Here is a 14556-nt window from a genome sequence, read left to right on the forward strand (position 1 = left end):
ATGTTACCCTTTGATAGTTAAGACTTTAAAATTGATAGAGCTTTTTTAAATAAAATAAACAGTATTTAATGATAAAAATAAAAAAGTTTTTATTAAGATTCAATGAGTTTTCCTAGATAGGAAATGTTTCTAACTCCCAGAGAGCAGGAAAAACTTCTCATTTCTTGGGCTGCAGAGTTAGCTAGGAGAAGGAAAGCTAAAGGGCTAAAGTTGAATTACGAGGAGGCAATGGCAATAATAGTTGATTACATTATGGAAAGTGCAAGAGAAGGAAAGCCAATGAGTGAAATAATAAAGGGAGCTCAAGAACTTTTGAAGGAAGAAGATGTAATGGAAGGAGTTCCGGATTTGTTAGACATTGTACAAGTTGAGGCAACTTTCCCAGACGGAACAAAATTAGTTACTGTAAGAAATCCAATAAAATCTTCGTCATCAATGAGGACCTTTGAAATAAAAGAAGGAGAAATAGAAATACCGGAAGACGGAGAAATAGAAATTACTAACACTGGCGATAGGCCAATACAAGTTAGTTCTCATTTCCACTTATTTGAAGTAAATAAGGCTTTAAAGATGGATAGAGAAAAAGCCTTTGGTTTCAGATTGGCAATTCCTGCAGGTACAGCAATAAGGTTCGAGCCGGGGCAAACTAAAGTAGTAAAAATAAGAAAAATTGGAGGAAATAGGAGAGTAACTGGATTGAATGGCTTAACTGAAGGTTCGTTGGATCATAATAAGAGCGAAGCAATAAAAAGGGCGAAAGAGAGGGGATTCATGTGAAAATATCTAGGGAAAGATATGCAGAACTTTACGGGCCTACAGAAGGAGATAAGATAAGGTTAGCTGACACCAACCTTTATGTAACAATAGAGAAGGATCTAATAACTAAGGGTGAGGAACTAGTATTTGGAGCTGGAAAAGTAGCAAGGGATGGTTTGGGCTTACTGCCTACAGCTAAAGAAGAAGAGGCAATGGATCTTGTTATAACTAATGCAGTCATAATAGATCCTATGATAGGAATTGTAAAGGCAGACATAGGTATAAAAGATGGCATAATAGTTGGAATAGGTCACGCTGGAAATCCTTTTACAATGGACGGAGTTGATTTTGTAGTAGGCTCTAATACTGAAATAATATCTGGAGAAGGGCTAATTGCTACTCCAGGATTTATAGATACTCACGTTCATTGGGTTGCTCCTCAGCAGGTCTTTGATGCTTTGTCTGCAGGTTTTACTACAATAATAGGTGGAGGAACTGGTCCGGCAGAAGGTACTAAAGCAGTTACCGCTACGCCTGGTAGTTGGAACTTAAAGATGATGATGCAAGCCTTAGATGTATTCCCTATGAACTTCGGCTTAACAGGTAAAGGTTCCTCTAGTAGGATAACAATGGAAAAAGCTATTGAGGCGGGAGCTTGCGGTTTTAAAGTTCACGAGGATTGGGGAGCTATGCCGAGAGTAATAGATGAAACTTTGACGGTAGCAGATGAATACGATGTTCAAGTTACTATACATACAGATACTTCAAACGAGAGCGGGTACTTAGAAGATACTTTGAATGCAATTGGAGGAAGGACAATTCACGCATATCACGTTGAAGGAGCAGGTGGAGGTCATGCACCCGACATAATAAGGATTGCCGGTGAGCCAAACGTCTTACCTTCTTCAACAAATCCTACAAAGCCTTATACTATACACACCTATGAGGAACACTTAGAAATGTTAATGGCAGTACATCATTTAAATCCAAAAGTCCCAGAAGACGTTGCTTACGCCGAATCGAGAATAAGGGCTGAGACTATGGCTGCGGAGGACTATTTACATGACCTAGGGGCAATTAGCATGATGTCGTCCGACTCGCAAGCAATGGGAAGAGTTGGAGAAACGGGAATAAGAACTTTCCAATTGGCACATAAGATGAAGGAATTAGGTTTAATAAAAATGGACGATAACTTCAGAGTTTTAAGATACTTAGCTAAAATCACTATTAACCCAGCAATTACTCATGGAATTTCTGACTATGTAGGGAGTTTATTACCAGGAAGAATAGCTGATATTGTACTTTGGAATCCTAAATTCTTTCCAGTAAAACCTTACATGGTAATTAAAGGAGGTGCAATTGCGTGGGCTTTAATGGGAGAAACTAATGCGTCGATTGCATATGCCCAGCCAGTGTTATATAAACCAATGTTTGGTTACTACTCAGCCCCGATGGTTTCGTTCTTCTTTACTTCCCAAGAAGGAGTTAATGAAGCCTCTAAAATCCTTAAGAGAAGAGTTTTGCCGGTAAAGAATACTAGGAAATTGGGTAAAAAGGATATGAAATATAATAATTCCTTGCCTAAAATAGAAGTTGACCCGGATACTTACGAAGTAAAAGTTGACGGCGTAATTCCTAAAGTACCACCTGCTAAGAGCTTACCCTTAACTCAATTATACTTCATGTTTTAAGTGGTGAAAATGAAGCTTATAAAAAAGGTTGGGAACGAAAAGGAGTTGGGCACAAACAACGTAACAATTGTTTACGCTGATAGGCAGTGCTTTGAAAGGTTAAGATGTAAAATAATAACTGAGGACGGAAAGGAAATAATAGTGAATTTGAGAGGAATTAGTTTAAACGACGGAGATATATTTGAAACAGATGAAGGAAAGTTGGTGCTAATAAAAAGAAAACCAGAAGAAGTAATAGCTTTTTCACTAAATGATTTAAGTGAGGCATTTAAGTTAGGATTTGAACTGGGTAATATGCACATGAGAGTTATGCTAAGGAATAATGAAGTAATTATTCCCACCGATATGGGCAAAGAATTATTACTGGAGAAGTTGAAAGAGTATAAACCTTATACAAAAAAGGAGGTATTCATTCCTAACTTAGAACCTACGGTGGTGATGATAAATTTTTAAGTTTCAGTTGTTTGATAGTGCATTCCCTATAGGGTCTTTTAATTACTCTTCTGCAGTTGAAGAAGCTTATGCCAGAGGAATTAATGTAATAGAATTCATTAAAGCCGTGTACAAGAATGTCATTATTAGAGGAGACTTAGTAATGGCAAAATTAGCTTTCACTAATCCTGAGCAAGCTGATAAAATCCTTTACGCCTCAAAGGTTACTAAGGAATTAAGAGAAATGTCGGTAAACATGGGTAGGTCAATAGTCTACTTAAATTTATGTGAAGAAAAATTCTTTGAAAAAGTTAAAAAAGGCGAATCTCCTGGAACATATCCAGTAGTAATGGCTAGATTATGTAAGTGTTTAAAAATTGATGAAAAGGACTGCTTAGAAGGTATTGCTTACAGCGAACTTTCTCAAATGGTTTTTTCTGCAATTAGATTAGGAGCAATAGACTTCATTCAAGGGCAGAAGTTAATGTTAGAATTATCTTATGAAGAGGAGAATGAATTTGCACCTTTTAACCCCTTACAAGATGTTCTGTCTAAGCTTCATGAAAATAGAGAACCAAAGGTGTTCATGTCATGATTAAGATAGGTATTTTAGGACCAGTAGGCTCTGGTAAAACTAGCTTAATAGAATTTTTAGCTAAAGAATTCACTAAAAGAGGTCTCAAAGTTGGAATAATAACTAATGACGTTGTTTCAAATGCTGATGCAATGAGAGTATACGAGGATTTAGTTGTTAAGGAGAAAATAATACCTAAAGAAAATTTAGTTGGAATAGTAACTGGAGGTTGTCCTCATACAGCAATAAGGGAAGACCCTTCACTTAACTTGAGGGCTATAGATAATTTAATTAAAAAATCAGGAGACTTAGACGTAGTTCTAATAGAAAGCGGCGGAGATAATGTTATGAGTACTTTCAGCCCTCTTTTAGCAGACTACACTATTTACGTTCTTGATACTTCCGCAGGAGATAAATATCCAGGGAAAGGAGGGCTAGGAATTTCAGAAAGCGACCTGCTAGTTGTTAATAAAATTGATTTAGCTCCATATGTAAATGCTAATCTGAATAAAATGAGGAAAGATGCGGAAATTGTTAGGAAAGGGAAGCCAACTGTTTTCGTAAGCCTTAAGACAGGAGAAGGCTTGCAAGAATTAATGGAGATATTAATGGAGGATTTGAAAGTTGTTGGGTTACTTGGAAGTTAATGGAGGAATATACAGAAAAGGACCTTTAAATGCTTACAGGGTGGGAAAAACAATAATTTTAGCAAACCCTTCAGAAGTTTTGGCCCATGATGATGAAATATTCATAAAAATAATAGCTAGGAATAATGAAATAATAACAGACCAAGGATATACTAAAATACTTTCAAATAGCAGTGTTAAAATAAATGTTGAAGTTGAGGGAAATTTTTCTTATATTCCTCATCCAACTCTATTTTATAATGGGGCTAATGCAGAAATTCATAGTAAATTCAAAGTTGATAATGAGGCATTAATTGTTGAAGTATTTACTTTAGGTAGAGAAGGTCACGGAGAAGTATTTAATAAAGGGAAAATAAAGGCTATTACTGAAATATATAGCAAGGGAGAGTTATTAGTATATGACGTCTTTAGAGTAAATAACGACGATTATCTAAACCCTTACGTAATGGGGAATAATTCATTATTAAATATATACACTGTACATGGGAGAGAATTTAACGTTGAAAGGAAAATATCGAACTCAAAGGACGTATACCTTGAGGTTAAAAAATACTTAGATTATTATTGGTGGTAACATTATCTTACAGAATTCCTCCAATTATTCTGGTGGAATTTCTCTAAATATCATATCCAGATCAACACCTTGTTTTCTTCTTACATATTTTGAAATGTAGAACAATGCAAAAAGGAATGCTATAGTGCCAGCTAATAAAGTATAACCTAGTGTAGTATTAGCTCCCAACGCTGGTACTGTTAAATATTGATAAAGCGTGAAGATTAAGTACGGAATTGCTATACCAGCAATTATTTTAGCAATCTTATCTCCTTTCCTCACTACTGCTAGAGACACTACGGTCATTGGGAATAATAAAAGCAAAGCGGTTGCTACACTAGATAATACAAAGGCAAAGGCAGAAGTAACTGGCAAAGAAAACACTATCAAGCCTGCAAGTCCTGTTGCAGTTGATATTCCTATAGCTTTCATTGGAACGTGTAATTTTTCATTGACATCTGCTACAAAATCTGGTAAAATCCTATCTATCGCATAAGATAATAAAAGCCTACTACCTACAAATGACGCTGCTGCTAAATACATCAAGAGCTGAAGTATGCTTACTATTGTGAATAAAGCTCCTAGGTAAACGTTACCGCTGGCTATTCCTTCAAGTAAATCTAGATAAGGAGTTGGGGCAGAGATTTGTCCTGCTACTGACAGCGATAAAAACTTAGATATAAAAGAATATCCCCATTGGGAGTATTCTAAGACTGTAGCTAAAGTCATTAAAACTGCACTAATTACTAAAGTGGCCATTATACTTATTGATAAGCTCCTTTTAACATTCTTTACTTCTCCAGCTATATAAACTGTATTTATTATATAAGAGAACGCAACAACGTAAACTGGATTCAATGATAATGAATTTATGAAGGAATTATAGGAAGGAACTGTAATGTTTGCAGAATTTATTTCGCTTACTGATGTATTATATTCTGCGAGAAAGGAATTTAATCTACTTAAAGCAACATTACTTGGCACAGTAATCTCAATTATTATCATTAATATAGCAACTATAAACACTAAGGGTATTATTATACTTTGAAGCGCTCTATAGACCTTGTTTCCGAATATCGGTAAAATCCCCATTATTATAATCTCTATGGCTCCTATCCCCATTATTAAATAAGTATTTGATGAAATTGTGTCTGCAATATCTATAAGACTCATATTTCCTGAGTAAAATCCAATAATATCAAGCAAAGGTATTAATCCGAAGGTCTGTAAAGTTATTCCGGTAATTCCCATGAACATGAATACCGTAGCAGCATAATATCCAGCATTTCCTACAAATCCTAAAGCTGGATGAAAATACCTGCTGACGTAAATGTAGTCTGCAGCAGTTCTAGGAACTTTTGTACCTATATAGGAGAACGTATATCCTACCAAGAAAAATCCTATTAAAGGTAAGATAACTCCTATTAAGGGATTACCTCCAACTAGCGGTGAGGTCGAAGAAATATAATATGTTGAGAATAATAAGCCCAGTAATGCAACATTAAACCATAATGAGTCTAATATTCCAAATTCTCTAACTAAGCCAGAAGATTCTCTGACGAAGGGAGATTTTGTAGATTTTGCCATAAGATGAATCAAAAGTTTATGTATATAAACATTGCGTATAGTATAATTGACAATATAAAATAAAAATTTTTATTAAGTCTGAAAAATGCTCTGTACTATGAGACTATAAGCTTATTTATAGCTGTTATTAGCTTAGTATATGAAATCCGCAACAGTCTTTGCTTCAATGATCGGAACCATAATTGAGTGGTATGACGTATTCATCTTCGGTACTGGAGCTTACTATATTTCAGTAGAGTTATTTCCTCCAACCAATCCTACAGTGGCTTTGCTTAACACTTTCCTAGTTTTTGCCCTTGGATTCTTAACTAGACCTTTAGGTGCGATAGTTTTCGGACATTTCGGAGATAAAATAGGAAGAAAAGAAATGCTAATAATAACCTTGACCTCTTCTGGAATAGCTAGCGGTTTAGTAGGAGTTTTGCCTACATATGCACAAGTAGGTTTGCTCACTGTTTTTCTCCTTGTAATACTGAGACTAATATTGGGTTTTGGATTAGGCGGTGAATGGGGCGGTGCGGTATTATTAATGGTAGAAAATACAGAAAATAAGAGGGGCTTCTGGGTGTCGTTCGTCCAATCGACTGTAGGTATAGCGTTAATTCTAGGCAGTTTAGTGTTCTTAATCTTATCATCATTTACTTCATCGTCTTTCATGTTAAGCGTTGGATGGAGAATTCCTTTCCTATTATCTTTTATATTAACTATAATAGGCCTCTTAATAAGGCTAAGAGTTGAGGAAACTAAGGCTTTTGAAAAGGCAAAAGAAGAGAATAAAATTCTAGAAACTCCGTCCAAGGAACTTTTTAAGAGGAACTGGAAGGAGGTATTATTGGGCACTTTACTTGCCGGCTCATTAGGGACTATATTTTACGTCGGAGCTATATTAGTGCCAGCTGTAATGGAGAGTTTGAAAATATTGCCGCTACAACTAGGTTTCTTAGCAACATTATTAATGGGCTTAATGGACTCAATATTTGTGTTTGTAGGAGGAATATTATCTGATAAGTTGGGAAGAAAAATTCTATTATTAATATCCAATGTTCTAGGTTTAATTTTATTATACCCTTCATTCTATATTCCGAACGACTTAGTAATAGTAGCCTTAATTGCAACATACGGTATAGCTCACGGACTAGGATATTCTCCTCTGGCAGCGTTAATCTCGGAGATCTTTCCTACAAACGTTAGGTATAGTGGGTCTTCTTCAGCTTATCAGTTTGGGAATTCGTTCATAGGTGGACCAGCTAGCTATGTTTCAGATTTTTTAGGTAGTGTAAGCTATGCATTGTATCCTATTTTTGCAGTAATAATAATATTAATCTCTATAGCATCATTATATAAAATCAAAGAAACGAAGGAGGTTAAGATAACATAAGTTTTTTAATTTATCCATTTAACTCCTCACATGGAAAATTTAGATGGTAGTATTTTAGACGCCCCCAAGATAAAAGTTACTCCTCCAGGACCTAAATCTAGAGAAATACTAAAAATCCAGGAAGAAATGGAAACTTCCGCATTAAACTATCCTAAATATTTTAATATAGCTATAAAAGAAGCTAGAGGTTCCACAATTATTGACGTCGATGATAATGTTTACATTGACTGGTTTGCAGGCGTTGCTGTTATTAATTTAGGACATAGAAATCCAGAAATAGTTAATGCCTTGAAAGATCAGATAGAAAAGTTCTGGCATTATATGGAAATTCCCTCAGAAATCAGAGTCGATTTTCTAAAAGAAATAAGAGAAACATTCAATTTTGACTCTAAAATCCTTTTTACAACAACTGGTGCAGATGCAGTGGAAGCTTCTGTCAAAATAGCTAGGTGGAATACGGGAAAAAGGTTTATCCTATCCTTTGACAATGCATATCATGGCATAACTGCAGGTACTTTAGGATTTACTACTTTACCTTCCGCAAAAAAGTTTCAACCTTATTACGATAATAACGTTATAAGCGTTCCATATCCTTATGAATATAGATGCCCATTTAAGGATTGCTTAAATGAAGTACTATCTTTAGTAGAATATGAAGTAAAAACTCATGAGATAGCAGGAATTCTAGTTGAGCCAGTACAAGGTGAGGGAGGTTATATCGTACCTCCAAAAGGTTTTCTAAAAGGTTTGAGAGAAATTGCCGATAAATATAATTCTTTATTAATAGTTGATGAAATTCAGAGCGGCGTTGGTAGAACTGGGAAGATGTGGGCCTATGAGTTGGAGGGAATAGTACCGGACATTGTAACAGTAGCTAAAGGTATAGGTGAGGGTATACCGATATCTTTAGTAGCTTATAGGAAAGATTTAGATAAGTTACCTCAAGCCTTCCATTTAGGCACGTACAGAGGTAATCCATTAGGCTTGGCCGTAGGTAAAGCTACTATAGATTACATTAAGAAATACGACATACTGAATAGAGTAGTATCTTTAGGAGAGTACGCAAAAAGGAAATTCAGCGAGATAATGGAAGACAACTATAGAGGATCCTTTGATGTTAGAGGACTAGGGTTCATGATAGGAATAGAGTTTTCAGACGAGAAAAAGAATCCTATGAGCGAATTTGTAACAAAAATGATTAGGAACATGCTTAAGGAGGGAGTAATAATGTATAAGGCAGGAATATATAATAACGTCCTGAGGTTTATGGCTCCTCTTACCATACCTAGAGAACTGCTAAGCAGAGGGTTAGAAATATTCGAGAAAGCGTTAAAAGAATAGATATGAAGAAAAAGAAAAGAATAATTACCTTGTTCTTGATTGAAATATGGTAGAGTGCCTACCATCAGAATTAACTACATCTTTTTGGCTAAAACACTAGCTCCCTCGTATAGGATATTTGCAGCAAGCATTGTAGTTATTTCACTTGTATCATAAGGAGGAGAGACTTCTACAACGTCAAATCCAACTATATTAAAATTAAAACTTCTTACAATTTCTAAAATCTCAAAACTTGTCAATCCTCCAACTTCTGGAGTTCCCGTACCTGGTGCAAACGCTGGATCAACTACATCTATATCTATCGAAACGTACGTTTTTCCAGAGGGAAGTTCTTTTTTAACCTCTTCAAGTTTGTATTTTAGATCCCTTATCGTAAAGCTCTTAATCCTTAATCTCTTTGAATCTTCTACATCATCCCTTGAATAAAGCGACCCCCTAATACCCATTTGAACAACCTCGTTAAGTAAGCCTTCCTCTAGTGCTCTCCTAAGCCAAGTACCGTGAGTATATTTCTTGCCCCAATAGGAATCCCAAAAGTCATAATGTGAATCTAAGTGAACTAGGTTTACTTTACCATATTTTTTATGCATAGCCCTTAATATTGGAAGAGTTATAGAATGGTCTCCTCCTGCAATGAAAGGAACTATGTTGTGAATTTTATTCAGCTCTTCTTCTATTATTTTAAATGTATCATCAATATATCCAGGAATTACATTTATATCACCTGCATCGCACATATTTAATGTATCAAAAGGATATACGTCCAAGAACTGATTATATGGCCTTAATAATCTAGAACCCTGCCTAATCCCCATAGGGCCGAACCTGGCACCAGGTCTATAGGTTGTGGCGTCGTCGAATGGTATGCCAAGAAATACTGCTTTAACCTCACTTAAATCCTCGCACAGTGGCAATCTGGCAAAGGTTGAAACTTGAGTAAATCTTGGAGATTTAAGGGCGTCTATCTGTCTCATTTATTATCACTACTAGAACGACTCATCTATAGGCATGTTAGTTTTTATTTCCTTAGCTTTTCTTATTCCCTCTTCTGCAGCCTCTAAATGCTTTCTTATATCTTCTTCAGTATGCTTAATTGACACTGTCCATTCTTCGTTAAACCCTCCCATTGGTATTACTCCCTTTGCTAATGTAGTATAAAAGTAAGTAAACCATGGACTAAAGTCAATACTTATGAATTCTTTATAATTTCTGGGTACTTTAGGGCTAAAGTATATTGAACCACTAGGACCCCATCTATAAACGCTAAGCTCTACCCCAAGATCTTCTGCTATTTCTCTGTATCCTCTCTCTAGCATTTCACTTAATCTGTGCATATAATAGAATGAAGACTCTGTAAGTATCTCAGTTAATGTTACTATTGATGCTCTTACTGAAAGAGGATTTGCATTAAAGGTACCGCCATGAGCAACTTTTCCTGGTCCTATTAATTCCATAATTTCCCTCTTTCCGCCTATTACAGACAAAGGTAATCCGCCAGCTATTGCTTTACCTAGTATTACTAAGTCCGGTTTAACGTTAAAGTATCCTAACGCTCCAGAATAGAACTTCCCACCTGTCTTAGTCTCATCAAATATTACTAAGAATCCTTTCTCTTTTGAAAGTTCAAATACAGCCTTCAGGAATTCCTCGTCTGTAGGAATTAAACCCATGTTCATTGCTACTGGTTCCATAATGACTGCGGCTACGTCTTCATTTGCTACTTTTTCAAAACTTTCTATATCATTCCAATCAGTAACTATTGTGTTTGCAATTGCCTCTTCTGGAATTCCTAATGATGAAGGCACTTTACTTCCAGGTTTCAACGGATTAACGTTAACTAAAAGTTGGTCATGGCTACCGTGATAATGCCCTTCAAATTTTATTATTTTCTTTCGTTTGGTATACGCTCTGGCGAACCTTATTGCATGCATTGTAGCTTCAGTACCTGTTGACGAAAACCTAACCATATCCAATTTATACCTTTGTGATATTATTTTGGCAAGTTTTCCTGTTTTACAATATTCAAATCCTAGGATAGAGCCTTCCTTTATGGCGTTATCTACTTCTTCTATTATTCTCTCATTGGCATGTCCAACTTCTAGCACTCCAAAACCTAAGTTAAAGTCTATGTACTCGTTTCCGTCAACGTCCCATACTCGACTTCCTTTGCCTTTGGTTAAGTATATTGGATAAGGATCAAAATACCTATAATTACTGCTAACTCCGTACGGCATATAGTTTTTATTCTCTTCAAAGAGAATCCTAGATTTAGGTGTCCTAGAAGTGTAAAGACTGAGCATAAATTTCACCTAAAGGAGAAATTAGTTATAACTATTGTTTAGGTTTAAGCATAAATAAGAATACGAAATAGTACAAAATACTTAAATTTATAGATACGATTTTAGGCATTATTTCCGTTCTCAATTTTATCACCTATTAATCCTCTACATAAAAAAGTATATAAGTATTTCCTTAAAATATATTTAAACTTATGAGAAAGATTATACAGTAATTCTTAATACTTTACATTTTATGAGGAAAGCTAATAGAAAGTAAACAATAAAATATGATAAAAATGCCATTTCGTTTACTTATTATTAATAACAAAGTGAATAAATCTCATATATCCCTATAAACCTTCCATTCCCAGTCTGTTACGTCCTGTAAGGAATCTTCCAATTCCTGCTTCTTTACACTTAGAAATTGGTCTCCGACCTTGCCTAAAAGTTCCCTCAGTCTTGACGATTCAAATTCGCGTAAAGCTTCCTCAAATGTTAAAGGAACGCTATCAAATTTATCGTCAAAGAATACATCCTCATTAACCGGATTAGGAGGGTGCATTTGCCTAGATATCCCGTCTAATCCTGCTATTATGAAAGCTAAAAGGAGAAGATAAGGATTAACTGAAGGATCTGGCAATCTAAACTCAAACCTTTCCTCATCTTTAGACCTAGCTTGAGGTATTCTAATTATAGATGATCTGTTATTATATCCATATATTATTTTAGTAGGAACCCAAGTACCCGGGACCCTTATTTTCCTTTTAAAAGCGTTTAACCTTTTATAAGAATTTATGGTAGGTGCTGAAATCAGAGTAAGTGCTTTTGCATGATGGAGGACTCCTGCTAGAAAATTCATTCCTTCCTCTTCTAGAGTTATATTTTTACCCTCTTTCCATATGCTAAAATTTAAGTGCAAGCCAGAACCAGCAACTTCTGGAAAAGGTTTTGGCATAAAATTAGCCTCAAAACCGTACTTTCTTGAAACCAATTTTGATACTTCCTTGAAAATTATGAATTCGTCTGCTGTACGTAAAGGATTCTTAGGTAGTAAATTAAATTCATATTGAGAAGGACCGCATTCTTTTATGGATTTTATTACGTCTATTCCATTAGATTTTAATACATCCTTTACCTCAGCAAGTAACTTCATCACATCATAATACCCTTTAAGCTCATAGCACGAAGAGTCACCAATGGTTTTACCATCTTTTAACAAGTAAAATTCTATTTCAAACGATGTTTTGAATTGATAATCCGTCTTGTTTAATACTTTCTTCAGCTCTTGTCTAGGGTCGTATTCCCAAGGTTTTCCTTCCTTTGTATAAAAGTCTCCTATCATAATCGCTTGATCATCGTAAATAGTTAATGAACCTTGGTCTGGGAAAAGCATTACATCTTCATAGCCTTCCATCTTAGTTACAGAGAGCGTGTTTAAAGTTGTAAAATTCATCATAGCTGCTGGTACACTTAATCCTAGCTTTATTACATCTTCTAAATCACTAGGTTCTATAGCTTTACTCCTTATTATACCACCGTAATCCACGTAGTCAACTCTAATAAATTTTAAATTTTTAAAAACTTCATTCATAAATGTCCTTATATATAAATAATAAATAAAGATTTCTTTATGCTAGATACATAACTTATAAAAACTTTTTACCTTTATCGATAAATATGTTTTTAATATATTTAATATATTTCACACCTTGGTGTCTTAATGGAGAATAGGAAGAAAACTCTATTCATTAGAGAATCATCAGGTTTAGTTAGGGAAGTAAGTCCTTGGTCTTCTATGTTAGCAACCTTCGCCTTAGTTACTGGAGGAGTCCCAATACTAATTATCTCTTGGCTGTGGCTAGCTCCAGGAATAGATTGGACTCTTGCGTATTTGATAACTTTAGTACCTACTTTAGCTATGGCTTCATTATTTTACATTGCGGGAATTTCGATGCCTAGATCCGGAGGAGATTATGTTTTTAATAGTAGGGCAATTCATCCAGCAGTAGGATTTGTTAATTATTTTGGATTATTCGTTGCCTTTGCTCTTTCCTTAGGTCTCTACAGCGAATTAGGAGCCAGATGGTTTGCTTATCTATTCTCTGGACTTGGTATGTTCATTGGTAATCAGCAATTGGTTAATATTGGTTGTTTCTTTTCTGGGACTTTAGGTAGCGTAACTGTAGGAATTGTAATAATAGTAATTTCCGCAATATTGGCAATGTCAGGTAAAAATGTATGGAAATTTACACTAATAAGTGGTATTATTAGCTTTATCTCTACTGCTGTGTTATTTTATGTATTATCTACAATTAATCCTGGAGAATTTTCGTCTGCATTATCAAGTTTTACTGGAATTCCAAATGCATATCAAAGCGTAATATCTTTTGCAAAATCTTGCGGATTATCGTTTGTAGCAAATCCAATAACTGCTGCAGTCTTGGGAATTCCAGTTATTTGGTATTATTATACATGGTACAATTTACCGGCATCGTGGTCTGGAGAAATGAAGAACGTAAGAATTAATGTATTCTATTCAATAATAATTGCATTAATAATAATAGGAGCGTATTATATACTCTTCACGCAACTTAATATTAATGCGTTTGGGGAGGATTTCCTAACATCCTGGGGTTACATAGCTTGTAATGGCCTTAATGATACAGTTTATACTTCATTATCTTCAATAAGCACGTTTACTCCGTTCTTTGCACTCCTTGTGAATAAAAGTATTCCACTATATATTATAATGTTTATAGCCTTTTGGTTGCCTAACTTTTACAGTAATCCTCCCCTAATAGTAGCATTAACTAGATATTTGTTTGCTTGGTCTTTCGATAGAATAATGCCTTCTTGGTTAGCTGATGTTAATGATAAATTTCACGTACCTTTAAAGGCTACAGCATTAGTTTCAGCCATAGGTTTTGCAGGAGTATTATTATATGCCTTAGTCCCTGGAATTTCAATAGTAGACGTAACGGTGATTTTCGAAATAAGTTATGCAATATTTGCTCTATCTGTAGGATTAATGCCTTATCTAAAGAGAGAAGTATATGAAAATTCTGTTCCAATAAAGAGAAGGATATTAGGAATCCCTATAGTAACTTGGCTAGGGCTACCTACATTTGCCTTCTTAATTTACGCGCTATATATAACTTGGGGAAATCCTGTACTCCTGCCAATAAATATACCAACAATAGCTTCATTGACGGCAATTTATGCTACTGGCCTGGTAATTTATTATGTAGCTACTAGGCTTAATAAAGATAAAGGCATAGACCTAGGTTTAATATTTAGAGAAATTCCTCCAGAGTGAAG

General features: G+C 35.1%; 13 protein-coding genes. 9 read left to right on the forward strand and 4 right to left on the reverse strand.

What is annotated here, in order from left to right; all coding sequences use genetic code 11:
* Positions 1–123: 123 nt before the first annotated feature.
* Genes D1866_RS09640 through D1866_RS09665 form a run of 6 tightly spaced genes read left to right on the forward strand, consistent with a single transcriptional unit; the run spans position 124 to position 4674 of the window.
* Positions 124–777, forward strand: coding sequence for an urease subunit gamma (locus D1866_RS09640; protein WP_152939430.1), 654 nt, complete (start codon positions 124–126; stop codon positions 775–777).
* Positions 774–2447 (forward strand): urease subunit alpha, encoded by a 1674-nt coding sequence (ureC, locus tag D1866_RS09645; protein WP_155861144.1) that lies wholly within the window; start codon positions 774–776, stop codon positions 2445–2447. Before D1866_RS09640 ends, ureC begins: the two co-directional genes overlap by 4 nt.
* Before the next feature lie 9 nt (positions 2448–2456).
* Positions 2457–2900, forward strand: coding sequence for an urease accessory protein UreE (locus D1866_RS09650; protein WP_152939432.1), 444 nt, complete (start codon positions 2457–2459; stop codon positions 2898–2900).
* Between the two features lie 7 nt (positions 2901–2907).
* Positions 2908–3474, forward strand: a complete 567-nt coding sequence (locus D1866_RS09655; RefSeq protein WP_152939434.1) for an urease accessory protein UreF — start codon at positions 2908–2910, stop codon at positions 3472–3474.
* Positions 3471–4100, forward strand: coding sequence for an urease accessory protein UreG (gene ureG / locus D1866_RS09660; RefSeq protein WP_152939436.1), 630 nt, complete (start codon positions 3471–3473; stop codon positions 4098–4100). The genes D1866_RS09655 and ureG overlap by 4 nt, the downstream gene beginning before the upstream one ends.
* On the forward strand, positions 4081–4674 hold the full coding sequence (locus D1866_RS09665; protein ID WP_170254106.1) for an urease accessory protein UreD: 594 nt from the start codon (positions 4081–4083) through the stop codon (positions 4672–4674). The genes ureG and D1866_RS09665 overlap by 20 nt, the downstream gene beginning before the upstream one ends.
* A gap of 24 nt (positions 4675–4698) precedes the next feature.
* Here D1866_RS09665 and D1866_RS09670 read toward each other — a convergent pair whose 3' ends face one another.
* Positions 4699–6240 carry an amino acid permease gene (locus D1866_RS09670; RefSeq protein ID WP_152939442.1) on the reverse strand — a complete coding sequence of 514 codons (1542 nt, stop codon included), beginning with the start codon at positions 6238–6240 and terminating at the stop codon, positions 4699–4701.
* A gap of 139 nt (positions 6241–6379) precedes the next feature.
* On the opposite strand from D1866_RS09670, the gene D1866_RS09675 reads away from it, so the two are divergent.
* Complete coding sequence (locus D1866_RS09675; protein WP_152939444.1) at positions 6380–7618, forward strand: MFS transporter; 1239 nt, start codon at positions 6380–6382, stop codon at positions 7616–7618.
* A 30-nt stretch (positions 7619–7648) separates the two neighbouring features.
* On the forward strand, positions 7649–8959 hold the full coding sequence (locus tag D1866_RS09680) for an aspartate aminotransferase family protein (RefSeq protein WP_152939446.1): 1311 nt from the start codon (positions 7649–7651) through the stop codon (positions 8957–8959).
* A 74-nt stretch (positions 8960–9033) separates the two neighbouring features.
* Here the strand turns inward: D1866_RS09680 and speB are convergent, their stop codons facing one another.
* The 3 genes from speB to D1866_RS09695 all read right to left on the reverse strand — a co-directional run bounded on the left by speB (position 9034) and on the right by D1866_RS09695 (position 12829).
* Entirely contained in the window at positions 9034–9933 is a 900-nt protein-coding gene (gene speB / locus D1866_RS09685) for an agmatinase (RefSeq protein ID WP_152939448.1), read from the reverse strand.
* Between the two features lie 12 nt (positions 9934–9945).
* Positions 9946–11259: an aspartate aminotransferase family protein gene (locus D1866_RS09690; RefSeq protein WP_152939450.1), complete on the reverse strand. Its 1314-nt coding sequence runs from the start codon at positions 11257–11259 to the stop codon at positions 9946–9948.
* Between the two features lie 319 nt (positions 11260–11578).
* Positions 11579–12829: a glutamine synthetase family protein gene (locus D1866_RS09695; RefSeq protein ID WP_152939452.1), complete on the reverse strand. Its 1251-nt coding sequence runs from the start codon at positions 12827–12829 to the stop codon at positions 11579–11581.
* A gap of 129 nt (positions 12830–12958) precedes the next feature.
* Here D1866_RS09695 and D1866_RS09700 point away from each other — a divergent pair, with 129 nt between their 5' ends.
* Positions 12959–14554 carry an APC family permease gene (locus D1866_RS09700; RefSeq protein WP_152939454.1) on the forward strand — a complete coding sequence of 532 codons (1596 nt, stop codon included), beginning with the start codon at positions 12959–12961 and terminating at the stop codon, positions 14552–14554.
* Positions 14555–14556 lie beyond the last annotated feature (2 nt).

The sequence above is a fragment of the Acidianus ambivalens genome, assembly GCF_009729015.1.
Lineage (GTDB): Archaea > Thermoproteota > Thermoprotei_A > Sulfolobales > Sulfolobaceae > Acidianus > Acidianus ambivalens.